Source organism: Sphingopyxis selenitireducens (genome assembly GCF_051550705.1).
Classification (GTDB): Bacteria; Pseudomonadota; Alphaproteobacteria; order Sphingomonadales; family Sphingomonadaceae; genus Sphingopyxis.
The window spans coordinates 11,665-35,555 of the sequence record NZ_JBPULG010000004.1 but is presented as its reverse complement, the minus strand read 5'-3'; the positions used below and the strand labels follow the sequence as shown (position 1 = coordinate 35,555).

Annotated in this window: 28 protein-coding genes; 17 read left to right on the top strand and 11 right to left on the bottom strand. The window is 62.9% G+C overall.

What is annotated here, in order from left to right:
- The first annotated feature begins 14 nt into the window (after positions 1-14).
- Positions 15-1,592 (top strand): FMN-binding glutamate synthase family protein, encoded by a 1,578-nt coding sequence (locus tag ACSYDV_RS13495; RefSeq protein WP_438324339.1) that lies wholly within the window; start codon positions 15-17, stop codon positions 1,590-1,592.
- Here ACSYDV_RS13495 and ACSYDV_RS13490 read toward each other — a convergent pair.
- From ACSYDV_RS13490 to hemE, 6 genes are all read right to left on the bottom strand, one after another.
- Positions 1,589-1,975 (bottom strand): DUF1489 family protein, encoded by a 387-nt coding sequence (locus tag ACSYDV_RS13490; RefSeq protein WP_438324338.1) that lies wholly within the window; start codon positions 1,973-1,975, stop codon positions 1,589-1,591. The two genes, ACSYDV_RS13495 and ACSYDV_RS13490, sit on opposite strands and share 4 nt — an antisense overlap.
- 94 nt (positions 1,976-2,069) lie before the next feature.
- Positions 2,070-2,732 carry a TerC family protein gene (locus ACSYDV_RS13485; RefSeq protein WP_438324794.1) on the bottom strand — a complete coding sequence of 221 codons (663 nt, stop codon included), beginning with the start codon at positions 2,730-2,732 and terminating at the stop codon, positions 2,070-2,072.
- A gap of 59 nt (positions 2,733-2,791) precedes the next feature.
- On the bottom strand, positions 2,792-3,085 hold the full coding sequence (locus ACSYDV_RS13480) for an antibiotic biosynthesis monooxygenase family protein (protein ID WP_438324337.1): 294 nt from the start codon (positions 3,083-3,085) through the stop codon (positions 2,792-2,794).
- A gap of 10 nt (positions 3,086-3,095) precedes the next feature.
- Positions 3,096-4,352, bottom strand: a complete 1,257-nt coding sequence (gene rho / locus ACSYDV_RS13475) for a transcription termination factor Rho (protein ID WP_438324336.1) — start codon at positions 4,350-4,352, stop codon at positions 3,096-3,098.
- A gap of 213 nt (positions 4,353-4,565) precedes the next feature.
- A complete protein-coding gene (locus ACSYDV_RS13470; RefSeq protein WP_438324335.1) occupies positions 4,566-4,982 on the bottom strand; it encodes a CopD family protein in 417 nt (138 codons plus the stop codon).
- 50 nt (positions 4,983-5,032) lie between these two features.
- A complete protein-coding gene (gene hemE / locus ACSYDV_RS13465) occupies positions 5,033-6,058 on the bottom strand; it encodes a uroporphyrinogen decarboxylase (RefSeq protein WP_438324334.1) in 1,026 nt (341 codons plus the stop codon).
- A 341-nt stretch (positions 6,059-6,399) separates the two neighbouring features.
- Here hemE and ACSYDV_RS13460 point away from each other — a divergent pair, with 341 nt between their 5' ends.
- The 12 genes from ACSYDV_RS13460 (at position 6,400) to ACSYDV_RS13405 (ending at position 14,716) form a co-directional block, all read left to right on the top strand.
- Complete coding sequence (locus ACSYDV_RS13460; protein ID WP_088473621.1) at positions 6,400-7,212, top strand: pyruvate, water dikinase regulatory protein; 813 nt, start codon at positions 6,400-6,402, stop codon at positions 7,210-7,212.
- The gene (locus tag ACSYDV_RS13455) at positions 7,209-7,805 is read left to right on the top strand and encodes a Maf family protein (RefSeq protein ID WP_438324333.1); all 597 of its coding nucleotides are present in this window, start codon (positions 7,209-7,211) and stop codon (positions 7,803-7,805) included. The genes ACSYDV_RS13460 and ACSYDV_RS13455 overlap by 4 nt, the downstream gene beginning before the upstream one ends.
- On the top strand, positions 7,802-8,617 hold the full coding sequence (gene aroE / locus ACSYDV_RS13450) for a shikimate dehydrogenase (protein ID WP_438324332.1): 816 nt from the start codon (positions 7,802-7,804) through the stop codon (positions 8,615-8,617). Before ACSYDV_RS13455 ends, aroE begins: the two co-directional genes overlap by 4 nt.
- Positions 8,614-9,237, top strand: coding sequence for a dephospho-CoA kinase (gene coaE / locus ACSYDV_RS13445; protein ID WP_438324331.1), 624 nt, complete (start codon positions 8,614-8,616; stop codon positions 9,235-9,237). Before aroE ends, coaE begins: the two co-directional genes overlap by 4 nt.
- Positions 9,238-9,256: 19 nt before the next feature.
- Positions 9,257-9,958: a DNA polymerase III subunit epsilon gene (gene dnaQ / locus ACSYDV_RS13440; protein ID WP_438324330.1), complete on the top strand. Its 702-nt coding sequence runs from the start codon at positions 9,257-9,259 to the stop codon at positions 9,956-9,958.
- A 45-nt stretch (positions 9,959-10,003) separates the two neighbouring features.
- Positions 10,004-10,576: a ribosome hibernation-promoting factor, HPF/YfiA family gene (gene hpf / locus ACSYDV_RS13435; protein WP_438324329.1), complete on the top strand. Its 573-nt coding sequence runs from the start codon at positions 10,004-10,006 to the stop codon at positions 10,574-10,576.
- A 150-nt stretch (positions 10,577-10,726) separates the two neighbouring features.
- Positions 10,727-11,191, top strand: a complete 465-nt coding sequence (locus ACSYDV_RS13430; protein WP_088473723.1) for a PTS sugar transporter subunit IIA — start codon at positions 10,727-10,729, stop codon at positions 11,189-11,191.
- A gap of 24 nt (positions 11,192-11,215) precedes the next feature.
- Positions 11,216-11,554, top strand: a complete 339-nt coding sequence (locus ACSYDV_RS13425; protein WP_438324328.1) for a DUF1491 family protein — start codon at positions 11,216-11,218, stop codon at positions 11,552-11,554.
- 235 nt (positions 11,555-11,789) lie between these two features.
- Positions 11,790-12,425: a cell wall hydrolase gene (locus ACSYDV_RS13420; protein WP_438324327.1), complete on the top strand. Its 636-nt coding sequence runs from the start codon at positions 11,790-11,792 to the stop codon at positions 12,423-12,425.
- 73 nt (positions 12,426-12,498) lie between these two features.
- Positions 12,499-13,125: a DUF4136 domain-containing protein gene (locus tag ACSYDV_RS13415; RefSeq protein WP_438324326.1), complete on the top strand. Its 627-nt coding sequence runs from the start codon at positions 12,499-12,501 to the stop codon at positions 13,123-13,125.
- Positions 13,122-14,243, top strand: a complete 1,122-nt coding sequence (locus tag ACSYDV_RS13410) for a M14 family metallopeptidase (RefSeq protein WP_438324325.1) — start codon at positions 13,122-13,124, stop codon at positions 14,241-14,243. Before ACSYDV_RS13415 ends, ACSYDV_RS13410 begins: the two co-directional genes overlap by 4 nt.
- Positions 14,243-14,716, top strand: a complete 474-nt coding sequence (locus ACSYDV_RS13405) for a GNAT family N-acetyltransferase (RefSeq protein ID WP_438324324.1) — start codon at positions 14,243-14,245, stop codon at positions 14,714-14,716. Before ACSYDV_RS13410 ends, ACSYDV_RS13405 begins: the two co-directional genes overlap by 1 nt.
- 68 nt (positions 14,717-14,784) lie before the next feature.
- Here ACSYDV_RS13405 and ACSYDV_RS13400 read toward each other — a convergent pair whose 3' ends face one another.
- Positions 14,785-15,237, bottom strand: coding sequence for an Hsp20 family protein (locus tag ACSYDV_RS13400; RefSeq protein ID WP_438324323.1), 453 nt, complete (start codon positions 15,235-15,237; stop codon positions 14,785-14,787).
- 197 nt (positions 15,238-15,434) lie between these two features.
- On the opposite strand from ACSYDV_RS13400, the gene gpmA reads away from it, so the two are divergent.
- Entirely contained in the window at positions 15,435-16,121 is a 687-nt protein-coding gene (gene gpmA, locus ACSYDV_RS13395) for a 2,3-diphosphoglycerate-dependent phosphoglycerate mutase (RefSeq protein ID WP_438324322.1), read from the top strand.
- A 3-nt stretch (positions 16,122-16,124) separates the two neighbouring features.
- Here the strand turns inward: gpmA and ACSYDV_RS13390 are convergent, their stop codons facing one another.
- The 4 genes from ACSYDV_RS13390 to ACSYDV_RS13375 form a co-directional block, all read right to left on the bottom strand.
- Positions 16,125-18,215, bottom strand: coding sequence for a TonB-dependent receptor (locus ACSYDV_RS13390; RefSeq protein WP_438324321.1), 2,091 nt, complete (start codon positions 18,213-18,215; stop codon positions 16,125-16,127).
- A gap of 161 nt (positions 18,216-18,376) precedes the next feature.
- Entirely contained in the window at positions 18,377-19,219 is an 843-nt protein-coding gene (gene dapD / locus ACSYDV_RS13385; protein ID WP_438324320.1) for a 2,3,4,5-tetrahydropyridine-2,6-dicarboxylate N-succinyltransferase, read from the bottom strand.
- Positions 19,216-19,893, bottom strand: coding sequence for a pyrimidine 5'-nucleotidase (locus ACSYDV_RS13380; protein ID WP_438324319.1), 678 nt, complete (start codon positions 19,891-19,893; stop codon positions 19,216-19,218). Before ACSYDV_RS13380 ends, dapD begins: the two co-directional genes overlap by 4 nt.
- Positions 19,894-19,939: 46 nt before the next feature.
- On the bottom strand, positions 19,940-20,446 hold the full coding sequence (locus ACSYDV_RS13375; protein ID WP_438324318.1) for a DNA-deoxyinosine glycosylase: 507 nt from the start codon (positions 20,444-20,446) through the stop codon (positions 19,940-19,942).
- Between the two features lie 304 nt (positions 20,447-20,750).
- Between ACSYDV_RS13375 and rpsL the strand changes: the two genes are divergently transcribed.
- The 3 genes from rpsL (at position 20,751) to fusA (ending at position 23,853) form a co-directional block, all read left to right on the top strand.
- Positions 20,751-21,122, top strand: coding sequence for a 30S ribosomal protein S12 (rpsL, locus tag ACSYDV_RS13370; protein WP_037515637.1), 372 nt, complete (start codon positions 20,751-20,753; stop codon positions 21,120-21,122).
- A 73-nt stretch (positions 21,123-21,195) separates the two neighbouring features.
- Positions 21,196-21,666 carry a 30S ribosomal protein S7 gene (gene rpsG / locus ACSYDV_RS13365; protein WP_438324317.1) on the top strand — a complete coding sequence of 157 codons (471 nt, stop codon included), beginning with the start codon at positions 21,196-21,198 and terminating at the stop codon, positions 21,664-21,666.
- Between the two features lie 93 nt (positions 21,667-21,759).
- Positions 21,760-23,853 (top strand): elongation factor G, encoded by a 2,094-nt coding sequence (fusA, locus tag ACSYDV_RS13360; RefSeq protein WP_438324316.1) that lies wholly within the window; start codon positions 21,760-21,762, stop codon positions 23,851-23,853.
- The last annotated feature ends 38 nt before the right edge of the window (positions 23,854-23,891 follow it).

Sequence of the window (23,891 nt, the reverse complement as noted above, 5' to 3'; positions counted from 1 at the left end):
GCATCATTAGCCCGATGCGCGGCTGGATCGCCTTTCCCGTTCTGATCGCCGCGATGGCGCTCACGGGCTGGTGGCCTCCCGCGCGCTGGACCCTCTTGCTGTGGATGCCGTTGCTCCTGGTCGCCATTTATGACGCCACACAGCGGCACCACAGCCTGCGCCGCAACTTCCCGCTCATCGCCCGCATCCGCTGGCTTTTCGAGGCGCTCCGCCCCTTTCTCTATGCCTATGTCGTCGAAAGCCCGCTCGATGGCCGCCCCTTCGCGCGTGCCGAGCGCGACATCGTCTATGCCCGCGCCAAGGGTGAACTCGACAGCCACCCGTTCGGGACCGAACTCGACGTCTATTCGGACGAATATGAATGGATGAGCCACAGCATCGCACCGGCGGTCGAAAGCGACCGGACCCAGCGAGTGAGGGTCGGCACAGACCAATGCTCGCGCCCCTATGACGCGGCACTTCTCAATATTTCAGCGATGAGCTTTGGTTCGCTCGGCGCGAATGCGATCGAAGCGCTCAATCTCGGCGCGCGCCTCGGCAATTTCTATCACGACACCGGTGAGGGCGGCTTCAGCCCCTATCATGGCGTCCATGGCGGCGACATCGTGTGGGAGCTTGGGAGCGGCTATTTCGGTTGCCGCGATAGCGCCGGTCGCTTCGATCCCGACCGCTTCCGCGAACGCGCCGGGGATGATCGAGTCAAAATGATCGAGATCAAACTGAGCCAGGGCGCCAAACCCGGGCACGGCGGCGTCCTTCCCGGGGCAAAGGTCAGCGCGGAAATCGCCGCGACCCGCGGTGTGCCCCAAGGGCAGGATTGCATCTCGCCCGCTGCTCATTCGGCCTTTTCGACCCCGATCGAGATGATCCAATGGGCCGCAAGGTTGCGCGAATTGTCGGGTGGAAAACCCGTCGGAATCAAGCTCTGCGTTGGCCAGCCGCACGAAATTTATGCCGTCATGAAGGCGATGATCGAGACGGGTGTCCGTATCGATTTTATCGTCGTTGATGGCGCCGAAGGCGGCACAGGGGCTGCGCCGATCGAATTTTCGAACCGCGTCGGCATGCCGCTGCGCGAGGGGCTGATCTTTGTACGCAACGCGCTCGTCGGCTGCGGGCTCAAGGAAGAAATACGCCTTGCCGCATCGGGCAAAGTTCATTCCGGCGCGGGGCTTGCGGTCAATTGCGCGCTCGGCGCCGACTGGTCCAACGCCGCGCGCGCCTTCATGTTCAGCCTCGGCTGCGTCCAGTCGCTACGCTGTCACACCGATCAATGCCCGACGGGAATCGCAACGCAGGATCCGGGACGCCAGCGTGGCCTCGTCGTCGAGGATAAAGCCGAACGCGTCCGCCGCTTTCAGGCCGCGACGGTATCGGCGCTCTGGGACATCAGCTGCGCGATGGGGCTCGACAATCCGTGGCAGATCCGGCCGCATCATCTGCACGAACGCCTGAATTCGGCGCGATCGGATTCGATCGACCGCATTTATAATTTCTATGAACGCGGGGTGCTACTCGATGACCCCGCTTCGGTCGCCGGCGCGCGCTATTGGGCGATGGCACGCGCCGACAGCTTCCGCGCGGCCTGTTAGATCAGCATCAACCCGGCCAGCTCGCGATAGAGCTCGGGAGGCAGGCTCGCGATCCCGCTCGCATCGTCCGCGACTTTCGGCGCGTCGGCATCGGTCAGATAACGCCACCCCTGATGCGCGCGCCTCGGCTGCGGATGTACCCGCTCAAGCACCCCAACGCAGACGATATCGAGCCGGCCGTCGTCGCGATCTTCGAAGCGCAATATCTTGATCCGCGCGACGAGCGTGTGGCGGACGTTGAAATAGAGCCCTCCGCCGATCAGCTCGTCGGCGCGCTTTGGCCGCATCCTGGTTGTAATGCGGAATTCCCCGCCCTCGCTCCGTTCGGCGATCCGTGCTGCCAACGCGGGATAGTCGGCGCAGCCGACGGCAACGCGGGTCATGTGAAGCTGGGCCATGTTTGTCAGATGGGGAGCGGGCAAGAAAAAAGCCAGCCCCTCGCGGGACTGGCCTTTTCATTATCGAGCAGCGGAACAATCAGCCGAACAAGGTGCCCATCCCGACGGCGGGGTCGATCCAGCCTTCGTAGATCATCTTGACCGCAACATAGACGATCACGGCGAGGCCGAAATAGGCGATCCAGCGATAACGCTCGATATATTTGGCGATAATATTCGCTGCGACGCCCATCAGAGCGACTGCGAAGACCAGCCCGACGATCATGATGCCGGGATGGTCGCGCGCCGCACCAGCGACCGCGAGGACGTTATCGAGGCTCATGCTGACGTCGGCGATGGCGACCGCCCAGGCGGCAGCGGCAAAGCTTTTCGCGGGCTTCAGGCCCGAATGCTCGTCGCCTTCAACTTCCGGCGAACCAGCCGAATGCGCGCCTTCACGCAGCTCGCGCCACATTTTCCATGCCACCCAGATCAGCAGCAAACCGCCGATGAAGATCAGCCCGACGATCTGCATCAGCTGGGTCACGACGAGGGCGAAAGCGATGCGCAGTACCAGCGCGGCGAGAACGCCAATCATGATCACCTTGCGGCGCTGATCGGCGGGCAGACCCGCGGCGAGCGCGCCGACGACGATCGCATTGTCGCCTGCAAGCACGATGTCGATCATCAACACCTGAACGAACGCCGCCAGAGCCGCAGGCTCGGTGATGTTCGAGAAATCATTGACGATCGCATCCCACATTCCGGCAGGACCGCCAAATCCACCGGCGTGCACAGCCGCCTGAGTCAAAAATTCGAGTATCACAACGGCTCTCCGAAATAGCTGACCTCTGGCATAGGGTCATAAAAGTGATGGAGCAACGCCCGCCACTGCTGATAGCGGTCCGACATGCGGAAACCGTCGCGATGGTCTGCGACCGATCGCCACGCTGCCAGCAGCAAATAGGGGTTACCGGATTCGACCGGGCGGCGGATTTCCAGCGAGAGGAAACCCGGCGATGCCTCGATCAGGGGCCGTGCGGTCTGCACCGCCGCCTCGAACGCCGCTTCACTGCCCGCACGGACAGGAAGCAGCGCATGTTCGATCACGGCCATAGGCAGCGGTTTACTGGTTCATGGAATCGAAGAAGTCCTCGTTGGTCTTCGAATCCTTGATCTTGTCGAGCAGGAATTCCATCGCGTCGATGGTTCCCATCTGCATGAGGATGCGGCGCAGCACCCACATTTTGCTGAGCTTGTCCTTTTCGACGAGCAATTCTTCCTTACGGGTGCCCGACTTGCCGACGTCGAGGCTGGGGAAGATACGCTTGTCGGCGACCTTGCGATCGAGGACGATTTCCGAGTTACCGGTGCCCTTGAATTCTTCGAAGATGACCTCGTCCATACGGCTGCCCGTATCGATCAGCGCGGTGGCGATGATCGACAGCGAACCGCCTTCCTCGATATTGCGCGCCGCGCCGAAGAAGCGCTTCGGGCGCTGCAGGGCATTGGCGTCGACACCACCGGTCAGCACCTTGCCCGACGACGGGACAACGGTGTTGTAAGCGCGGCCGAGACGCGTGATCGAGTCGAGCAGGATGACGACATCCTTCTTGTGCTCGACGAGGCGCTTGGCCTTTTCGATTACCATTTCGGCAACCTGGACGTGGCGCGTTGCGGGTTCGTCGAAGGTCGAGGATACAACCTCGCCCTTCACGCTGCGCTGCATGTCGGTGACTTCCTCGGGACGTTCGTCGACGAGGAGGACGATCAGATAGACTTCAGGGTGATTGTCGGTGATCGCCTTGGCGATATTCTGCAGCAGCACCGTCTTACCCGTGCGCGGCGGCGCAACGATCAGCGCACGCTGGCCCTTGCCCTGCGGGCTGACGAGATCGATGACGCGTGCCGACTTGTCCTTGACCGTCGGGTCGATCGTGTCGAGCGACAGCTTCTGGTTCGGATAGAGCGGGGTAAGGTTGTCGAAATTGACGCGGTGGCGGACGACATCGGGGTCATCGAAATTGACACTGATCAGCTTGGTCAGCGCAAAATAACGTTCGCCGTCGCGCGGTGCGCGGATCTCGCCCTCGACCGTATCGCCGGTGCGCAGACCGAATTTGCGGACCTGGTTCGGCGAGACATAGATATCATCGGGACCGGCCAGATAATTGGCCTCCGACGAACGCAGGAAGCCGAACGAGTCGGGAAGCACTTCGATCGTGCCCGAACCGATGATTTCCTCACCCTCTTCGGCGAGAACCTTGAGGATCGAGAACATCAGATCCTGCTTACGCAGTGTCGAGGCGCCTTCGACCCCCAATTCCTCAGCCATTTCAACGAGCTGGGCGGGCGATTTGGTTTTGAGTTCTTTAAGATGCATGGATGGATTCCAAGTGTAAGAAATTCTGGAGAAAATAGTCTCTTTTGGCCGCACCACGAGGGGTGCCTATCCGGTCGGGGGACGACCGTTTTGATAGATTCGGCGCGCGTGACGCACCGCCCGCACGAAACGGGGTTGATCGGCCCCTAGAACCGGGCCGGTTTCAAGTCAATCGGGCTGCGTCGATCGGGGATTTTTTCGGCCTGTGCCGGATCAGGGACGCACCACCACCAAAATCACTATGATTGCCGCGGCGATCCCGGGAACCTCATTGATCAACCGAAGCCGCTTTTCGGTCATCGGACGCTCGCCGCGCTGCAGTTTCTTGAAATGCCCGATCATCCAGCCATGATAGCCCGACAGGCCGAGAACGAGCAGGAATTTGGCGATGAACCAGCCTTCGCCCCAGTAATTTCCGTTGAAGGCGAGCAGCAGCCCGAAAATCCAGACGATGATCAGCGACGGATTGAGGATGATGCGGCGCAGCCGGTCTTCGCGCTCGATCCACTTTTTATCCTCGTCGGATCCGACCGCACATTGGCTGTGGTAGATGAAAAAGCGCGGCATCATGAACAGACCCGCCATCAGAAAGATGACGAAGATGATGTGCGCCGCTTTGATCCACAACATGGTGGCCCCCAGAAATCCTGCCCAGTCCGCTAATCCGCCCATTGCCCCGCCTATTCGCCGCGCACGCGTTTGATCAGATGTTCGACATGGGCGATCGGCGTGTCAGGCACGATTCCATGGCCAAGATTGAAGATATGGGGGCGGGTGGGGAAAGCCGCAAGGATACGGTCGATCGCATTGTCGAGCGCTTCGCCCCCCGCAACGAGCGCGAGCGGGTCCAGATTGCCCTGCACGGGCAGATGCGCCGGCAGAACCTGATCGGCCCAAACGGGATCGACCGTTTCGTCGAGCCCGAGCCCGTCGACCCCGGTTTCGCGGGCATAGGCGGGGAGCTTGCCACCGGCGCCTTTGGGAAAGCCGATGATCGGCGTGTCGGGATGCAGTGCCTTCAGCCGCGTAACGATTTCCGCGTTGGGCGCGATCACCCATTTTTCGAATTGTGCCGGACTCAGGCTCCCGGCCCAGCTGTCGAACAATTGCACGACCTCGACACCATTTTCGATCTGTCCTGACAAATAGGTGACCGAAAGGTCGATGATCGCGTCGATGATCGCCTGGAATGCCGCCGGGTCGCCGAACGCCATGCGCCGGGTCGCAGCCTGGTCCTTAGACCCCTGCCCCGCAACCATATAGGTCGCGACCGTCCAGGGACTTCCTGCAAAGCCCAGAAAGCTTGTTTCAGGAGGCAGAGCACCCGCGACGCGGGCAACGGTCGCATAGATGGGGTCGAGCCGCTGGGTGGCGGCTTCAAGCGCCGTCAGCGCGCTATCGACGAGCGGGGGCGCAAGCCGCGGCCCTTCGCCCGCCTCGAACCACAGATTCTGACCCAGCGCGTGCGGGATGACCAATATGTCCGAAAACAGGATCGCGCCGTCGAAGCCGAAGCGACGGATCGGCTGAAGCGTTACCTCGGCGGCAGCCTCGGGATCATAGCAAAGCTCGAGGAATCCACCCTTGGTCTCGCGAAGGGCGCGATATTCGGGAAGATAGCGTCCCGCCTGGCGCATCAGCCACAGCGCGGGCCGTTCCTGCTTCACCCCGCGCAAGGTCGCTAACAGACTCTTCGATCGCGTCATCGCGCGGACTCTCTTTCTTTCATCCATAATAAATTGATTAAGATGGTGGTGGTTTGTTGGTGGTTGGATAAGCTTGGCTTTAGGCACCGGCGCCGTCTTTGCCAACAGCTTGACTCTGGCGACGGCGATCTTCGCCAGAGAGTCGCAAATGCTTTTGCCCCTAATCCACACCCTGTGGATAAGTTTAATCCCGTGTGGATAACCGACAGAGCGGAATCGGCAGCGCCGGGGATGAATCGTCCCTCCCCGAATCGTCCCCGCGCTTATGCAAAACTTATCCACAGGGGCTTGAAACGCTTCGGCGCTTGCCTTTTTCGTCTGTGCCACGCCATGGTGAGGCCATGGGCCGGCTCCACCTTCACCTCATATCCGATTCCACGGGCGAGACGCTCGAGAATATCGCCAAGGCGGCGATTGCGCAGTTCGACGACGTCGAAGTGGTGCGCCATTTCTGGCCCATGGTGCGTTCGGAATCGCACCTCGACCGGATCATGGCTGAGGTGCAGGCGAGCCCCGGGATGATCCTGTTCACTCTTGTCAGCGGCGAATTGCGCGCCAGCCTCGAACGCCGTGCCGGGGCGCTCGACCTGCCGCTCGTTCCCGCGCTCGATGCTGTAACAGACGCGCTGTCGCGGATGCTCGGGCAGGAAGCCAAGGCGCGGCCCGGGCGCCAGCACCAACTCGATGCCGCCTATTTCGCGCGGGTCGAGGCAATCCAGTTCACTGTCGCGCACGATGACGGTATTGGCTGGGAAAATTGGGAACAGGCCGACATCGTCCTCGCGGGCGTGTCGCGCACCTCCAAAACACCGACGAGCATCTATCTTGCCAATCGCGGCTTCAAGACCGCGAACATCCCGATCGTTCCCGAATCACCGCCACCGGCCGCATTATTTACATTGAAGCGCCCGATGGTCGTCGGGCTCACGACCGGGCTCGACCGGCTGGTGCAGGTGCGCCGCAACCGGCTGCTCTCGCTTAATCAGGCGCCTGAAACCGCCTATGTCGACGATGAAACGGTAAAGGCCGAGCTCGCCTATGCGCGGCGGATGTTCGCCGACAACAGCTGGCCGGTGATCGACGTGACGCGCCGCTCGATCGAGGAAACCGCGGCCGCCGTGATCAAGCTGGTCGAAGACCGGAGCGCCGGATGACCCTGCTCCTCGCCTCGCAAAGCAGCGGCCGCGCCGCGATGCTCCGCGCCGCCGGGCTCGAATTCGAAACCACCGCGGCGCATGTCGATGAAGAGGCGCTCACCGCGTCGCTCGCGGCAGAGGGACAGAGCGCGCGCAACATCGCCGACGCGCTCGCCGAAGCAAAAGCGATCAAGATTTCGTCGCGGTTGCCCGGCGTTACCGTGCTTGGTGCCGATTCGACGCTGGCGCTCGACGACGGCGCGATGCTGACCAAGCCGGAGACCCCCGAAGAGGCGGCGGCGCAGCTTGCGCGCATGGCGGGGCAGCGCCACCGTCTGTTCAGCGCGGTGGTCGCCGCGCGCGACGGGGCGCCGGTGTGGCGTGCGATCGGCGAGGCCAGGCTGTGGATGCGGCCCTTGTCGGATGGCTTTATCGCCGACTATGTGGCGCGCCATTGGGACAGCATCCGCTGGACCGTCGGCTGTTACGAGATTGAGGGGGCGGGCGTGCAATTGTTCGAACGGGTCGAGGGCGATCCCTGGACCATCATCGGCATGCCGATGCTGCCCTTGCTCAACTGGCTCCGCGCGACCGGATTGGCACCCTCATGACCGGCGTCCCCTATGCCGAGGTGATCGGCGATCCGATCGCGCAATCGAAATCGCCGCTGATCCACGGTTTCTGGCTCGACGCGCTCGGCATCGCCGCCGACTATCGCCGCTGTCATGTGAAGCCGGACGATCTTGTCACCTATGTCGAAGGGCGCCGTGGGGATTCTGACTGGCGCGGCTGCAATGTCACCATGCCGCACAAGGCCGCGGTGATGGATCTGGTCGACGATCCGGGCGATATTCGCGGCACGATCGGCGCGATGAATACCATCGTCCGGCAAAAGGACGGGTCGCTGATCGGCACCAACACCGATGCGGCCGGATTTTATTCGCCGCTCGCCGAACTCGATCTTGAAGGCGCGCCGGTCGTCGTCGTCGGTGCCGGCGGCGCATCGCGCGCGGTGCTGTTCGCGCTCGCCCGGGCCAACGTTGGTCCGGTCACTATCCTCAATCGCAGCCCGCTGAAGGCGATGGGTCTGCTCGCCACCTTCGGCCTCAAGGGCGAGGTGCTCGCGCTTGAGGCCAGGCTTCCGCCTGCCGCTTTGCTCGTCAATGCGAGCAGCCTTGGCATGAAGGGCCAGCCCCCGCTCGAACTCGACCTGTCGCCGCTGCCCGATGACGCGATCGTCTATGACCTTGTCTACTCTCCGCTCGAAACGGGGCTGCTGCGCGCTGCCGAGGCGCGTGGGCTCGACACCGTCGACGGGCTCGACATGCTGATCGGCCAGGCCGCGCTCGCTTTCGAACTCTTCTTCGGCGCCGCGCCGCCCGAAGGCCGCGACGAGGAATTGCGCGCGCTGCTGACCGCATGACCCATCGCCCGCGCCCCGGTTCGCGACTGCGCCGGCCGTTCCTGATCGGCCTCACCGGGTCGATCGGCATGGGAAAGTCGACCGCGGCCGCGATGTTCGAACGCGAAGGCGTACCGGTGTTCGATGCCGACGCCGAAGTTCATCGGCTGCAGGGCCCCGGCGGCGCGCTGGTCGCTGCGATCGAAGCCCGCTTTCCGGGGACTACGGGGCCGGGAGGGGTCGACCGGCAGAAACTGGGCCCACTCGTGCTCGGCAACACCCATGAACTGGCCGCGCTCGAAGCCATTGTGCATCCGGCGGTGGCGAAGGCGCAGCGGCGATTCCTGATGCGTCACCGCGCGCGAGACGTTGTGGTGCTCGACATCCCGCTGCTGTTCGAAAAGGGTGGGTGGCGAAAGGTCGGCGCGATCGCCGTCGTCTCGGCGCCGGCGTGGATGCAGCGCAAGCGCGTCATGCGCCGCCCCGGCATGACGGCGGCGAAGCTCAAGGCGATTCGCCGACTGCAGGTCCCCGACCGCGTGAAGCGCGCTCGCGCTGATTTCATTATCGAAACGGGGCGACCGAAAAGCGCGACGCATCGACAGATAAGGGCGATCGCCTCTTGTTTCCGCGCCCGATAGGGTCCAGATTATAGCTTCGATGCGTGAGATTATTTTCGATACCGAAACCACGGGTTTCGATCCCAAAGCCGGGGACAGACTGGTCGAAATCGGGTGCGTCGAGCTGATCGACCGCCGCGAGACAGGGGTCACTTTCCACGCCTATTTCAATCCCGAACGCGACATGCCCGCCGCGGCCGAAGCGGTGCACGGGCTGTCGATCCACTTCCTGTCGGACAAGCCGCTTTTCGCGACTCGCGTCGACGAACTGATCGAGTTCCTCGGCGACGCGCCGCTGGTCGCGCACAATGCCGTGTTCGATTTCGGCTTCGTGAATGCCGAACTCGCGCGGGCCGGCCGGCCGGCGCTCGATATGGCGCGTATGTGCTGTACGGTGCAAATGGCGCGCAAGCTGCATCCGGGTGCAAAGCATAATCTCGATGCGCTGTGCGTGCGCTATGGCATCGATCGCAGTCACCGTGTGAAGCATGGCGCGCTGCTCGATGCCGAACTGCTCGCGCATCTCTATATTGAAATGACCGGCGGACGGCAGATCGGGCTTGGACTTGCCGCAACCCCGGGTCTGGCCGCGGCTTCGCCTGCAAGCGATCTCGCCCGGCCTGCGGTTCAGACCCGCGCATTTCGGGAACCGCGACCGCACGCTGCGAGTCCGGCCGAGATCGCGCGTCACACGCAATTCGTTGCCGCACTGAATCAACCATTGTGGGACGATAGTCCGTGACGGGGGTTTAGGCCGCCGTCTTCGAGGCACTGAAGGAGAAGAATAATGGAAATCCGCGTCTCTGGCCACCAGATCGAAACCGGCGAAGCGCTTCAGGCGCATGTGTCGGACCGGATGAACGCGATTGCCGGCAAATATTTCTCTCGCGCCATCGGGGCGCATGCGACATTTGGAAAAGGGCCGCACGACAGTTTTCAATGCGATATTGTGGCGCATGTGATGCAGGGGCTGGTGCTCAAGGGGCACGGACAGGCGCAGGACGCCCATGTCGCCTTCGAAGGCGCGGCGGAGCGAATCGAAAAACAGCTTCGACGCTATATGCGACGATTGAAGGATCGTCACACCAACGGACAGCCTTCTCCGTCGGTCGAGGAAATCCAGGACAATGCCAGCTACATCGTGTTCGATAGCGGCAATGAGGAAGATGATGCGGGCGATGCGCCGGCGATTATCGCCGAAACGCGCGTCGATATCCCGAGCAGCAGCGTCTCCGATGCGGTGATGATGCTCGATCTGCGCAACACCAACGCGCTGCTGTTCGTCAACAGCAAGACGGGCAGTCACAATATGGTCTATCGCCGCCGCGATGGCACGATCGGCTGGGTCGAACCGCAATAAGGCTGGATTTTTTCCGCCAACCGGCATAAGGGCCGCGCCCAACACGGCCCTGTGCCGGGTGGCGTGGCCCCGGTACGATCGATCCGCGATCAACTGCCATTGAAACAGTCGGACACGTTGTTCGGCGGCTACACAGATTTGACCAGAGCGATGAACCTATCTTCCCTTCTTTATCCGGCGACCGTGCGCGCGCATGTTCAGCTCGATTCCAAAAAGGCGCTTTTCCCCTTTGTCGGCGATCTTGCCAGCCGTTCGCTCGGCCTTGATGCAGGCGAAGTCAGCGAAGCGCTGCTCGAACGCGAGCGGCTGGGTTCGACCGGTTTTGGTCGCGGTATCGCCCTGCCCCACGCCAAGATGGCCGACCTGACTGGCGTCCGCGGCCTGTTCCTGCAACTTGCGCGGCCGATCGATTTCAACGCGGTCGATGGACTTCCGGTCGATCTGCTTTTCGTCCTGCTCTCACCGCTCGATGCCGGCGCCGATCATCTGAAGGCACTGGCTGGCGTGTCGCGCATGCTGCGCAACGAAGCGATCGCCGAGCGACTGCGTGGTGCGAAGAATGACGAAGCGCTCTACGCCCTGCTCGTCGATACCGAGGCACGTGACGCGGCCTGACGCGGCCGGCTGCTGCGAGCAGCTATGGCACGGCTGACCAGCCGCTTCCTTGTCGACCTGATTCTGCGCCAGACCCAGGCTGCGGGCGGCTTTGCCGCCGTACTTTCCAAAGGCGATGAACATTCGGGAACGATTCTCATCCAGTGCAGCGATCGCGGCCGGCCCGGACCGTTGCTCGAACGCCGCTTTTCGGCCGACGGGCATCATATCTGGGAAGCTGTCGGTCCCGACGACCCCGATGATGATGAATCACGCACTAACTATCAGAATCGGCGGCGCGCGGCCGATCCTGATCTGTGGATCGTCGAACTGGATATCGCAGATGCGCCACGACTCGTCGCGGAGTGGGCCGCGTTAACTTGACTCTGTTGCGGTGCACAATAGGTGCGCCCCATATTTCACGCGTAGGTCGTTCTGCGGGTTTATCGGCTTGTCCGAAAAGACCCGGCCAAACGGTTCGGACACGCAGTCGGATGATGACCGCAGGCGAAATTGGGCCATAGCCCCCCGCCTGTTCTTGGGTTTCGGTTCATCAGCCGCCCTTTTGACGGACAATATGAGTCGCATTTTGAACGTAGCCAGCGTGGCTGCTGTCGGCATGACTGCCGCCTCCATGCTGTTTCTGGCGGAACCCGGTTTCGCCAATGATCTGGGTGCCAGCGCCCATATTCCCCTTATCACCCTGCCGGGCGCGGATGCGCCGGCCGCATCCGATCAGGATTTGCTGACCGGGGATGAATTGACCGGCGGCGAAAGCACGGTCGAAACAAAGCCTGCCGCCGAGACGGAGACCGAGGTCGAGCCCAAGCCGGCTCCCTTGACGGCCGAATCGCTCGCCGAACTCGTCGCCGAAACCGTCCGCCCAGCCAAACTCGACCCGGAACTGCGTTGCCTCGCCGGTGCGGTCTATTTCGAATCGCGCGGCGAATCGCTCGTCGGCCAACTTGCGGTGGCGCATGTCGTCCTCAATCGCGCCAAGTCGGGTCGCTTTCCGACCAGCCTGTGCGGCGTGGTCCATCAGAAAAGCCAGTTCAGCTTCGTGCGCGGCGGCAAGATGCCCGCGGTGCGAAATGGCGGTCAGTGGAATAACGCGATCGCGATCGCCCAGATCGCGCGCGACGGCAGCTGGAAGAATCACGCCCCGGGCGCGCTGTTCTTCCACGCACGCTATGTCTCGCCGGGTTGGCGCAAGACGCGCGTTGCGCAGATCGACAACCATATCTTCTATCGCTGAACGGGAGTGATGCGGGGCGCCTTGCGGTGTCCCGTTCATTGCCAAGCCATTTATTGTGGCGCATGATGCGGGGATGATGCGTCATTTCCCCGCCACGCTGCTCGTCGCAGCGTCGCTCGCCCTCGGCGGTTGCGCGACTGCCGTGCCGCCGGTCGAAGTCACTCGCTTCCATGCCAATGCCGTCGCCGGCTGGGCTTCGGGCACGCGCTATACCGTCGATGTCGCTCCGCTCGGAAATGCGGCTGCGGCAGCCGATGGCTGGCAGCCGTCGCTCGAATGGAACAGCTATCGCACCGCCGTCGAACGCCAGCTGCAACTGCAGGGGCTGGTCGCCGCACCCGATGGTGCGCGCGCGCCGCTGAAGGTCCGCATCGGCTTCGATCGCGCCGAACGCGCCGCCCCCGGAAAACGGTCGCCGGTATCGGTCGGCGTTGGCGGATCGACGGGCAGCTATGGTTCGGGGGTTGGACTCGGCATCGGGATCAACCTCGGCGGCGGCCCAAAGCCGAAGCAGGATTTACAGCTTTCGGTGCGGATCGACGATGCCGCGACCGGTCAGGCGCTGTGGGAAGGCCGTGCGCTGACCGCGGTAGCCGCCAAGGCGCCCGCTGCGCAGCCGTCGCTCGCCGCGGCGAAATTGGCCGAAGCGCTATTCAAGGACTTCCCCGGCGAATCGGGACGCACTATTACGGTCCCATGACCATCACCATCAACGCCGCCTTCGACAGCGGCAATATCGTCGTGGACAGCATCGACGGCACATCCGCGCGCCTGTCCATCCGCAAGGATCGCGAATCCGACTTCTTCCAGTGGTTCCACTTCCGCGTTTCCTGCGCGGTCGGCGACGCGCTGGAGCTGTCGATCAACGGGCTGGAGGCCTCGGCCTTTCCGGGCGGCTGGGCGGATTATGCCGCATGCGCGAGCTATGACCGCGAATATTGGTTCCGGCTCGACACCAGCTATGATGCCAAGGCCGACGGCGGCACGCTGACCGTCCGCCACACCGCTGAAAGCCCGATCCTCTACCTCGCCTATTTCGCGCCCTATTCGATGGAGCGGCACCACGACCTGGTCGCATCGGTCGCCGAATGCGACGGCGTGACCTATCGCCGTCTCGGCACCAGCATCGAGGGTCAGCCGATCGACTGCCTCGAAATGGGCACCGGTGACACGCAGGTCTGGCTCTATGCCCGCCAGCATCCGGGCGAAAGCATGGCCGAATGGTGGATGGAAGGCGCGCTCGAAATGCTCACCGACCCCGCCAATCCGCACGCGCGCTCGCTGCGCCAGAAATGCCGTTTTCACATCGTCCCGAACATGAATCCCGACGGCTCTTGCCGCGGTCATTTGCGCACCAATTTTGCCGGGGTGAACCTCAACCGCGAATGGGACAATCCGACCCCCGAACGCAGTCCTGAAGTGCTCGCCGTCCGCAATGCGATGGACGAAAGCGGAGTCGACTGGGCGATGGACGTCCATGGCGACGAAGCAATTCCCGCCGTCTTCATCGCGGGCTTCGAAGGCATTCCGTCGCTGAAGCCCGGGCAGATGGAAAAATACAAAGCGTTTGAAACTGCGCTGGCCGCGGGCACCCCCGATTTCCAGACCGAGCTCGGCTATGTTGAAACGGCGCCGGGGCAGGCCAATCTGACGATGTCGACGACGCAGGTCGCCGAACGTTTCGGTGCGGTGGCGATGACGCTGGAAATGCCGTTCAAGGACAATCGCGACCTGCCCGACCCGGCCCAAGGCTGGTCGCCCGAGCGGTCGAAGCTGCTCGCGCATGCGTGCCTCGATACGCTGGACCGCATGCTGTGATGCCGGCCGGGGCGGATTGGCGGATTGTCGAAGATGATCTGTCGGGCGCCCCGATCCGCGCTTTGCTCGAGGTACATTTCGCCGGGATGCTGGCGAACTCGCCGGCGGAAAGCTGTCATTTCCTGGATTTCGAGGGATTGAACGCGCCCGACGTGACCTTTTGGTCGATCCACCTCGACGGCGAACTGGCGGGGTGCGGAGCGCTCAAGATGCTTGGCAGCGGGCATGGCGAAATCAAGTCGATGCGCACTGCCGATGGCTTTTTGCGGCAGGGTGTCGCGGCGCGGATGCTCGAACATATCCTCGCCGAAGGGCGTGGCCGCGGTCTCGAACGGCTCAGCCTCGAAACCGGATCGGGCGCAGCGTTCGAACCTGCGCTGGCGCTGTACCGGCGCTATGGTTTCGAAGATTGCGCGCCCTTTGCGGATTACGAACCCGATCCGTTCAGCCGATTCATGACGCGGCCGCTCTAGACGCACAAACGGGGCCCGGAAGGGACTCCGGACCCCGCTCGTCAGGCCCTTTCGGGCGCAGCTTGTCGTCAGGCGGCCTTTTCGACCAGCGTCGGAGCGCTGCCGCCGATCGCGATCTTGTGCGGCTTCATCGCCTCGGGCACTTCGCGCACCAGGTCGATGGTCAGCAGGCCGTCGGCGAGGTCGGCGGCGCTCACCCGCACGAAATCGGCGAGCTGGAAGCGGCGTTCGAACGCGCGGGTCGCGATGCCGCTATAGAGCAATTGGCGCCCCTCACCTTCGCCCGCCGGCGTCTTGCGGCCGCTGACGAGCAGCATATTCTGCTGCGCGGTGATGTCGATCTCGTCGCTCTTGAATCCGGCGACCGCGACAGTGATGCGGAAATGATCGTCGGCGATCTTTTCGATGTCGAAGGGCGGATAATTTTCGGCACCCGAACCGCTCGTCTCGAGGAAATCGAACAGGCGGTCGAAACCGACGGTCGAACGGCGATAGGGGGTCCAGTCGAAACTGTTACGCATGGGTCATGGCTTCCTTCTCAAAGCGAAACATGGGACGGGCCCTGCCGGCCGCGCCTCCACCCGGCCCCTTGGCGGCGACCGGATGACCGGAATCTGGGAAGCGGGCATGGCTTTTCAAGGGGGCAGTGGCCCTGTCGCCCCTGCCGCGCTATGGGGCGGCGAATCATCCACGCGGCGCAATGCGAAAAGGACAAAATATGCCCCAGCTCATCCTCATCCGGCACGGCCAGTCGCAGTGGAACCTCGAAAATCGCTTCACCGGCTGGTGGGACGTCGATGTCACCGAAAAGGGCGCGGCCGAGGCATGGGCGGCGGGCGAACTCATGAAGGCCAAGGGGATCACCCCCGATACCTGCTTCACCTCGGTCCAGTCGCGCGCGATCAAGACGCTCAACCTCGCGCTCGAGGCGATGGGGCGTTTGTGGCTGCCGGTGACGAAGGACTGGCGCCTGAATGAACGTCATTATGGTGGCCTCACAGGGCTCGACAAGGCCGAGACCGCGGCGAAGCATGGCGACGATCAGGTCAAGATCTGGCGCCGCAGCTTCGACATTCCGCCGCCGCCGCTCGACGCCGGTTCGCCGTGGGATCTGTCGACCGACCCCCGCTATGCCGGCATCGCGATTCCGTCGGCCGAGAGTCTCAAGGACACGATCGAGCGCGTCCTGCCCTATTATGAGAGCGCGATCGTTCCGCAGCTCGCCGCCGGCAAGACGGTGCTGATCTCGGCGCATGGCAACAGCCTGCGCGCGCTGGTCAAGCATCTTTCGGGCATTTCGGACGCCGACATCACCGGGCTCGAAATCCCGACGGGCCAGCCGATCGTCTATGACCTCGCCGCCGATCTGACCGCGGGCGAGCGCTATTATCTCAGCGAGCGTTGAGGGCTAGATCGTCCCGGTCACCGTCAGCTGGAAGTACCGGGCAAAACGGCGCTGGCGGCTTTCGCTGAACGCGACCGGGCCGTCGCGCCGGTCGACGAAGACGGTACGGTCAAAGCCTTCGCGCTGGTTCGCGAGGTTGCGGTATGACGCCTTGACCGTGAAGCCCGCGACATTCTTGTGCTCGATGAAGGCGGTGACGAATGCACCGCCGGTATATTCATGCTCGATCGCGTTCAGCCTGACGTTCGGACTATAGCGCTCGTCGAAATAGCCCGTGCCCCATGCCAGATTGCTGCCGGGAATGTCATGGCGCAGGTTGATATCCACGACATATTCCTGTCCTTCGCTCTGGTCGCGCCACAGGTCGGTCAGCGGATCGCGCACGCGGTTGCGGCGCCAGGTGACGTCGCTGTTGATCCGCGCGCCCTTCCAGCCCAGCGGGTCGAGCAGCACGGTCGCCTTGGAACTGATGCGAAAAAGATGCGCCGGAGGCAAATTGCCGCGGCCTTCGGTCGTCGGCGACAGCGGAATCTGATCGACCAGATCCTGCGCATAGGCATAGGCAAAAGCGATCGAAGCATTGCCCCAGCGGCCCATATCCTGAACCAGCTCCAGTTCGGTGCGGTTCACGATCGGGGGCACCAGCTGGCCATTGCCGATATTGCCATTGTTGTTCGCGACATCGACCGAACTCGCGAAATCGAAAAAGTCGAGCTGGTCGACGCGGCGCTGGATATGCCAGTTGACCGTCGTTTTCGGTCCGACCTTCCACGCCAGCGCCAGCTTGCCTTTCGGCCGGACAAAGCGCCGCGTCAGCCCGCCGGGACCCGAGGACGTCAGCTCGCTATATTCGGCGCCAAGGTTCAGCTGGGCCGTCAGATTGCCGGCCAGCGCACGGCCCCAGGTCAGCGAAGCTTCGCCGCGCTTTTCCTCGACTCTCGTCTTTTCGCCGCCGAAGACGATCGGCAGAAAACTGCCATCGGGTTGCAGCCGCGCAAATTCGGCGTCGACGTCGAGGCTGTTATACGCGCCCTCGAGCGCGACCTGCCAGTCGGTGCCGCCCGCGGTGCGCCAGCTATATTCGCCGCGCAGGATCGATTCGCCTTCGTCGGCGGTCTGTTTGAATCGTTCGCCGCTGCGGCCGCCCACTTCCTTGTCGACGATGAAGCTGTCGACCGCCGGACTATGCTCGAAGCGATAGAGGCCGATCAGCTTGAGCCGGCCGTTGCCGAAGCCCAGCTCATAGTCGCCGCCAATGTCGAAATTGCGCTCCTCTTCGGTAAATCGAAAAGCCTCGCGGACGGCCCCGTCGCCGGGCTGGATCGAGGTGCCCTCCACCCGCTCGTCGAGATTGATCGACTGGCCGCCAAGGTTGAAATTCCATTTGTTGCCGTTCGCGGCCGTTCGCGCGAGCGCAACCGACAGCCGCGGTTGGTCGGCATTATAACGACCCATTTCGTCGCGTATGAACAACAGCTCGCCATTGCCGTCGAACCGCTGTTCGGGGCCCCAATGGCCCTGACGCCGCGCTTCATTCTTCAGGCTGAGCGTCACATGGGTTCCGCCCAGCTTGCCGGTCGTCGAAATCTCTCCATTCAGCCAATTGTCGTCGAGCCGTGGTCGCCATTCGGGTTGCCAGCGCATGGTGGTCTTGAATCCGCCGCCCCCGGCACCCGCAACCAGTATGATGTTCGCCACCTGGCCCGTCAGCCCCGGGACGCTCAACCCGGCGCCATCGACGATATCGATATAGGCGACTTCGCTTGCGGTGATGCGGGCCAGCGCGGTGCGAGCGTCCGTCGATTTATTGGCGATGCGTTCGCCATTGATCAGTATATTTTCAGTGGCCGCGCCCAACCCGCGTTCGCCGCCATTGGTACCGGTGACGATCAAGAAGCCCGGTACTTTCTCGACCATGTCGAGCGCGGTGCGCGGGGCAAAGCGCACGAAGTCTGCGGGGGTGTAACGCTCGCCGCCATTGACCGGCACAGGTACTGCGGGCGGCGCGTCGCCCGTCACGTCCTGCGCGTCGGCGGGCGCCGCAGACAGCAAAGCCAATAGGACCAGCGATGACCCGTGAAAAACGGCCGACATAATTTCCCCTCGCGACCGCTATCGAAACCGAAGGCAGCTCCCCAAATCGCGAATAGGTCGGAATAATTATCTTGTTATATGATGTCTACCAACGGGCGGCGCCGTTCGACGAGTGGCAGGAAAGCTCCTCCCCATCGCTATGGACAGGGAGGATGCTTCCCTCAATCGCGCAGCAATTCGTTGATCCCGGTCTTCGCGCGGGTCTTGGCGTCGACGCGCTTGACGATCACCGCGCAGTAGAGCGATGGGCCAGGGCTGCCGTCGGGCAGCGGCTTGCCCGGCATCGCACCCGGAACGACGACCGAGTAAGCGGGGACTTCGCCGATGAAGATTTCGCCCGTCGCGCGATCGACGATCTTGGTCGATGCGCCGAGGTAAACCCCCATCGACAACACCGCGCCCTCGCGAACGATCACGCCCTCGGCAACCTCGGCGCGGGCGCCGATGAAGGCGCCGTCCTCGATGATCACGGGACCGGCCTGCAACGGTTCGAGCACGCCGCCGATTCCGGCGCCGCCCGACAAATGGACGTTGGCGCCGATCTGCGCGCAGCTGCCGACGGTGGCCCACGCATCGACCATCGATCCTTCACCGACATAGGCGCCGATGTTCACGAAGCTCGGCATCAGCACCGCGCCCTTGCTGATATGGGCGCCGCGGCGAACGATCGAACCGGGGACCGCGCGGAAGCCCGCGTCGCGAAAACGGTTTGCGTCCCAGCCGGCGAATTTCGACGGAACCTTGTCCCACCAGTGCGATCCGCCGGGACCGCCTTCGATCATCTCCATGTCGTTGAGGCGGAAGGACAGCAGCACCGCCTTTTTCAGCCACTGGTTGACCTGCCACGTGCCGCTGGCGTCACGCTCGGCAACGCGAAAGCTGCCGTCGTCGAGTCCGGCAAGCGCGGTCTGCACGGCGTCGCGCACCGGACCTTGTGTGGTCAGGCCCAGCGTGTCGCGTGCGTCCCAGGCGGCCTCGATCGTCGATTGCAGGTCGGTGGTCATAAAATCCCCAATGGTTGCGGTAATGTATCGAGCCAGTCCGATATGTCGTTCACATGGAAATCGACATGGTCCGGCAGGTGGTCGCGATGGCCGCTTTCGCTGCCATTGTCCAGCCAGACGGTGGTCATTCCCAATGCTTTTGCCGGGGTCAGGTTGCGCGCCATATCCTCGACAAACAGGCTCTTCGCCGGATCGACATTCTGGTGCGCGACCATCGCGGTATAGGCGGCCGGGTCGGGCTTGGGCGTGTAGCGCGTCGCACGAATGTCGCAGATACCGTCGAACAGGTCGGCGATCCCCCGCGCCGCCAGCACCCGCGCCGAATAATCGGCATCGGCGTTGGTAAAGATCAGCCGCCGCCCGGGCAGGCGTTCGAGCCCCGCACGCAGCCGCATGTCGGGGACCAGCCGCTCCATCGCGACGTCATGGACGTCGACAAGGAAGGTTTCGGGATCGACGCCGTGGTGGCGCATCAGCCCCGCCATCGTCGTGCCGTGGTCGTGGAAATATTGCTTCTGCACCCGCCGCGCCTCGACCGCGTCGCAGTTCAGCAGGCGCATGATGAAACCGCCCATCCGCTCGTCGATCAGGTCGAACATCCGCGCCGACGGCGGATAGAGCGTGTTGTCGAGATCGAAGATCCAGCAATCGATATGGTCGAGCGGCGGCGTCATGACGGGGCGCATAAAGCCTGGCGGGCGTGGCGGCAAGGAACGCCGCTCAGCCGGTTCTGCCAAGGGCCACGCGGAGCGCACGCCACTGCGCCGCCTTCACGTCGAACCCGATCGTATTCGCTGCGCTGCTCGAAGGCAGATCGATCAGGGTCATATCGCCGGGATCGGGCAGCTGTCGCCGTCCGATCGTCGAGGCTGTGCCGCCATTGAACGCGATCATTCGAAGATCGGGAAGCGTGGCAACCAGCGCGGGGAGATCATGCGCTTCGACCTCGCGGATCAGCGAATCGCTGCTGGTCCGGCGTTCCGCGCTACGGATCACGTCCCACAGGCCTATGCGTGCGCCCTGCAGCGCGGCCAGCCGGTCTGCGTAATCGAGCTTCGCTAGCGGTAGGTCAATGACGTCTCCCACCAACCGCCAGAACTGATTCGTCGGATGCGCATAATATTGCTGTTCGGCGAGCGAGCGGGCGCCGGGCAGGCTACCCAGAATCAGCAACTGCGTATCGGGGGCGCCGTGGGGCGCAAAGCTGGCGTGGCGGACGTCGGACATGATGGACCGATAGCGCGGCCGGAACGGCGCAACAATCTTGCTTCCCCCTTGACCGGCGGGGGAATCACCGCTAGGGGCGCGCACGGTCGAAAGCGGCGGTTTGCTGCCTCTTTCGGTTACAACAGCGCTGAACATTGCTGGCGCGGATGGAGCCTCCGGAAGATCAGTTTCGATCTGCCGGGGTCTTTTGCTGTTACAAGGTCGCCCGTTTTCCGCCATTTTTTGGGGGACCGATCGATGCTTCATCCACCGCGGTACAGTAACCGTTCGCTCCAATGGGCGGACATTTTAAGGTGAAGCATTCATGCCCACGATCAACCAGCTGGTCCGCAAGGGCCGGACTCCGCAGAAGGTGAAGTCCAAGGTCCCGGCGATGGACGCAAACCCGCAAAAGCGCGGCGTTTGCACCCGTGTCTACACGACGACCCCGAAAAAGCCGAACTCGGCGCTCCGTAAGGTTGCGAAGGTCCGCCTGACCAACCAGCGCGAAGTCATCACCTACATCCCCGGCGAAGGCCACAACCTCCAGGAACACAGCGTTGTGCTGATCCGCGGCGGTCGTGTCCGCGATCTTCCCGGTGTGCGTTACCACGTCCTGCGCGGCGTGCTCGATACGCAGGGCGTGAAGGACCGCAAGCAGAGCCGTTCGAAGTACGGCGCGAAGCGTCCGAAGTAAGGACCGCTTTTTCGGCTATTTGATCATCCCTGGCTGCTCATGCGCCGGGATGCTGTTGTAAAAGGAATTACCTATGGCTCGTCGTCGTCGTCCAGAACGCCGCGAAATCCTGCCCGATCCCCGTTTCGGTGATGTGGTGCTGTCGAAATTCATGAACAGCGTCATGCTGGACGGGAAGAAGTCGACCGCCGAAAGCATCGTTTACGGTGCGCTTGAATCGGTCGAAGCCCGTGCGAAGAAGGAACCCATTGGCGTGTTCCACGAAGCGCTGGCGAACATCCGCCCGAACATCGAAGTCCGCAGCCGCCGCGTCGGCGGTGCGACCTATCAGGTTCCCGTCGAAGTCCGTCCGGACCGTGCACAGGCGCTTGCGATTCGCTGGCTGATCACCGCTGCGCGCAACCGCAGCGAAACCACGATGGCCGCGCGCCTGTCGGGTGAGCTTCTCGACGCCTCGAACAACCGCGGCAACGCGGTGAAGAAGCGCGAAGACACGCACCGCATGGCCGAAGCGAACCGCGCTTTCAGCCACTACCGCTGGTAATTGCGCGGACGCTCCGGCGTCTCGCAATCGCAACAAATCTTCCTATATCGGGGGTGGTCACGCTGACCGCCCCCCAAATCCAAGGAAAAGACCATGGCACGCAGCCATCCGCTCGAACGCTATCGCAATTTCGGTATTATGGCGCACATCGACGCCGGCAAGACCACGACGACCGAGCGTATCCTTTACTACACCGGCAAGTCCTACAAGATCGGCGAAGTCCATGACGGCGCTGCGACGATGGACTGGATGGAGCAGGAACAGGAACGCGGTATCACGATCACGTCGGCCGCAACGACCTGCCTGTGGAAGGCCGATGAAGGTCAGGGCCCCGAGCACCGCCTGAACATCATCGACACCCCCGGACACGTCGACTTCACGATTGAAGTCGAACGCTCGCTTCGCGTTCTTGACGGCGCGATCACCGCGTTCGATGGCGTTGCCGGCGTTGAGCCGCAGTCGGAAACCGTGTGGCGTCAGGCCGACAAGTATCGCGTGCCGCGCATGTGCTACATCAACAAGCTCGATCGCACCGGCGCCAACTTCTATTATTGCGTCCAGACGATCATCGATCGCCTCGGTGCGGTCCCGGCTGTGCTCTATCTGCCCATCGGCGCCGAAAGCGATTTCGTCGGTCTCGTCGACCTCGTCAACGAACGCGCGATCATCTGGAAGGATGAAAGCCTGGGCGCGGAATTCTCTTACGAGGAAATTCCCGCCGACCTCGTCGACAAGGCCGCCGAATATCGTGAAAAGCTGGTCGAACTTGCCGTCGAGCAGGATGACGCCGCGATGGAAGCCTATCTCGAAGGCACCGTCCCCGCCGTTCCCGAACTGAAGGCGCTGATTCGCAAGGGTACGCTGGCGCAGGCTTTCGTGCCGGTGCTGTGCGGTTCGTCGTTCAAGAACAAGGGCGTTCAGGCGCTGCTCGACGCGGTTGTCGACTATCTGCCCTCGCCGCTCGACATCGAGAATGTTCAGGGCATCAACCCGAACAACGACGAGCCCGATTCGCGTGAAACGTCGGACTCGGCGCCGCTGTCGCTGCTCGCGTTCAAGATCATGAACGACCCGTTCGTTGGCTCGCTCACCTTCGCCCGCATCTATTCGGGTACCCTGAACAAGGGCACGTACCTGAACTCGGTGAAGGACAAGAAGGAAAAGGTTGGCCGCATGCTGCTCATGCATGCGAACAGCCGCGAAGACATCGAAGAAGCTTATGCAGGCGACATCGTTGCGCTCGCCGGCCTCAAGGAAACCACCACCGGGGACACGCTCTGCGCCACCAACGCGCCGATCATCCTCGAGCGGATGGAATTCCCCGAGCCGGTCATCGAGCTGTCGGTGGAACCGAAGACCAAGGCTGACCAGGAACGTATGGGCATTGCGCTCAACCGCCTGGCTGCCGAGGATCCCTCGTTCCGCGTGTCGACCGATCACGAATCGGGCCAGACGATCATCAAGGGCATGGGCGAGCTTCACCTCGACATCCTCGTCGATCGTATGAAGCGCGAGTTCAAGGTCGAAGCGAACGTCGGCGCGCCGCAGGTGGCGTACCGCGAATCGCTCGCGAAGGCCGTCGACGTCGACTACACCCACAAGAAGCAGTCGGGCGGCTCGGGCCAGTTCGGCCGCGTGAAGGTCAGCGTCGCTCCTGGTGAGCGCGGCGCGGGCATCACCTTCATCGACGAGATCAAGGGCGGTAACATTCCGCGCGAATATATCCCGTCGGTCGAAAAGGGCATGCGCGAATCGGCTGAAAACGGTCACATGATCGGCTTCCCGATCATCGACTTCGAAATCCGTCTCACCGACGGTGCCTACCACGACGTCGACTCGTCGGCGCTGGCGTTCGAAATCGCGGGCCGTGCAGCGATGCGCGAAGTCGCGGCAAAGGCAGGCATCAAGCTGCTCGAGCCGGTGATGAAGGTCGAGGTTGTTACCCCTGAGGAATTCATGGGTGACGTGATCGGCGATCTGAACAGCCGTCGCGGGCAGATTCAGGGCACCGACAGCCGGGGCATTGCCCAGGTCGTCGAGGCGATTGTTCCGCTCGCGAACATGTTCGGCTACGTCAATCAGCTGCGCAGCTTCAGCCAGGGTCGCGCCAGCTACTCGATGCAATTCTCGCATTATGAAGAAGTGCCGACCAACGTCGCCGAAGAAGTGAAGGCCAAGATGGCCTGATGGTCAAAACCGCGCGGGCTTGCACCGCGCGGCAAGAC

Excerpts from the sequence above, each read along its gene's own strand:
- ACSYDV_RS13495 (WP_438324339.1), top strand. The coding sequence starts at position 15 with ATGCGCGGCTGGATCGCCTTTCCCGTTCTGATCGCCGCGATGGCGCTC.
- ACSYDV_RS13490 (WP_438324338.1), bottom strand. The coding sequence starts at position 1,975 with ATGACCCGCGTTGCCGTCGGCTGCGCCGACTATCCCGCGTTGGCAGCA.
- ACSYDV_RS13485 (WP_438324794.1), bottom strand. The coding sequence starts at position 2,732 with ATGTGGGATGCGATCGTCAATGATTTCTCGAACATCACCGAGCCTGCG.
- ACSYDV_RS13480 (WP_438324337.1), bottom strand. The coding sequence starts at position 3,085 with ATGGCCGTGATCGAACATGCGCTGCTTCCTGTCCGTGCGGGCAGTGAA.
- rho (WP_438324336.1), bottom strand. The coding sequence starts at position 4,352 with ATGCATCTTAAAGAACTCAAAACCAAATCGCCCGCCCAGCTCGTTGAA.
- ACSYDV_RS13470 (WP_438324335.1), bottom strand. The coding sequence starts at position 4,982 with ATGTTGTGGATCAAAGCGGCGCACATCATCTTCGTCATCTTTCTGATG.
- hemE (WP_438324334.1), bottom strand. The coding sequence starts at position 6,058 with ATGACGCGATCGAAGAGTCTGTTAGCGACCTTGCGCGGGGTGAAGCAG.
- ACSYDV_RS13460 (WP_088473621.1), top strand. The coding sequence starts at position 6,400 with ATGGGCCGGCTCCACCTTCACCTCATATCCGATTCCACGGGCGAGACG.
- ACSYDV_RS13455 (WP_438324333.1), top strand. The coding sequence starts at position 7,209 with ATGACCCTGCTCCTCGCCTCGCAAAGCAGCGGCCGCGCCGCGATGCTC.
- aroE (WP_438324332.1), top strand. The coding sequence starts at position 7,802 with ATGACCGGCGTCCCCTATGCCGAGGTGATCGGCGATCCGATCGCGCAA.
- coaE (WP_438324331.1), top strand. The coding sequence starts at position 8,614 with ATGACCCATCGCCCGCGCCCCGGTTCGCGACTGCGCCGGCCGTTCCTG.
- dnaQ (WP_438324330.1), top strand. The coding sequence starts at position 9,257 with ATGCGTGAGATTATTTTCGATACCGAAACCACGGGTTTCGATCCCAAA.
- hpf (WP_438324329.1), top strand. The coding sequence starts at position 10,004 with ATGGAAATCCGCGTCTCTGGCCACCAGATCGAAACCGGCGAAGCGCTT.
- ACSYDV_RS13430 (WP_088473723.1), top strand. The coding sequence starts at position 10,727 with ATGAACCTATCTTCCCTTCTTTATCCGGCGACCGTGCGCGCGCATGTT.
- ACSYDV_RS13425 (WP_438324328.1), top strand. The coding sequence starts at position 11,216 with ATGGCACGGCTGACCAGCCGCTTCCTTGTCGACCTGATTCTGCGCCAG.
- ACSYDV_RS13420 (WP_438324327.1), top strand. The coding sequence starts at position 11,790 with ATGACTGCCGCCTCCATGCTGTTTCTGGCGGAACCCGGTTTCGCCAAT.
- ACSYDV_RS13415 (WP_438324326.1), top strand. The coding sequence starts at position 12,499 with ATGATGCGTCATTTCCCCGCCACGCTGCTCGTCGCAGCGTCGCTCGCC.
- ACSYDV_RS13410 (WP_438324325.1), top strand. The coding sequence starts at position 13,122 with ATGACCATCACCATCAACGCCGCCTTCGACAGCGGCAATATCGTCGTG.
- ACSYDV_RS13405 (WP_438324324.1), top strand. The coding sequence starts at position 14,243 with ATGCCGGCCGGGGCGGATTGGCGGATTGTCGAAGATGATCTGTCGGGC.
- ACSYDV_RS13400 (WP_438324323.1), bottom strand. The coding sequence starts at position 15,237 with ATGCGTAACAGTTTCGACTGGACCCCCTATCGCCGTTCGACCGTCGGT.
- gpmA (WP_438324322.1), top strand. The coding sequence starts at position 15,435 with ATGCCCCAGCTCATCCTCATCCGGCACGGCCAGTCGCAGTGGAACCTC.
- ACSYDV_RS13390 (WP_438324321.1), bottom strand. The coding sequence starts at position 18,215 with ATGTCGGCCGTTTTTCACGGGTCATCGCTGGTCCTATTGGCTTTGCTG.
- dapD (WP_438324320.1), bottom strand. The coding sequence starts at position 19,219 with ATGACCACCGACCTGCAATCGACGATCGAGGCCGCCTGGGACGCACGC.
- ACSYDV_RS13380 (WP_438324319.1), bottom strand. The coding sequence starts at position 19,893 with ATGACGCCGCCGCTCGACCATATCGATTGCTGGATCTTCGATCTCGAC.
- ACSYDV_RS13375 (WP_438324318.1), bottom strand. The coding sequence starts at position 20,446 with ATGTCCGACGTCCGCCACGCCAGCTTTGCGCCCCACGGCGCCCCCGAT.
- rpsL (WP_037515637.1), top strand. The coding sequence starts at position 20,751 with ATGCCCACGATCAACCAGCTGGTCCGCAAGGGCCGGACTCCGCAGAAG.
- rpsG (WP_438324317.1), top strand. The coding sequence starts at position 21,196 with ATGGCTCGTCGTCGTCGTCCAGAACGCCGCGAAATCCTGCCCGATCCC.
- fusA (WP_438324316.1), top strand. The coding sequence starts at position 21,760 with ATGGCACGCAGCCATCCGCTCGAACGCTATCGCAATTTCGGTATTATG.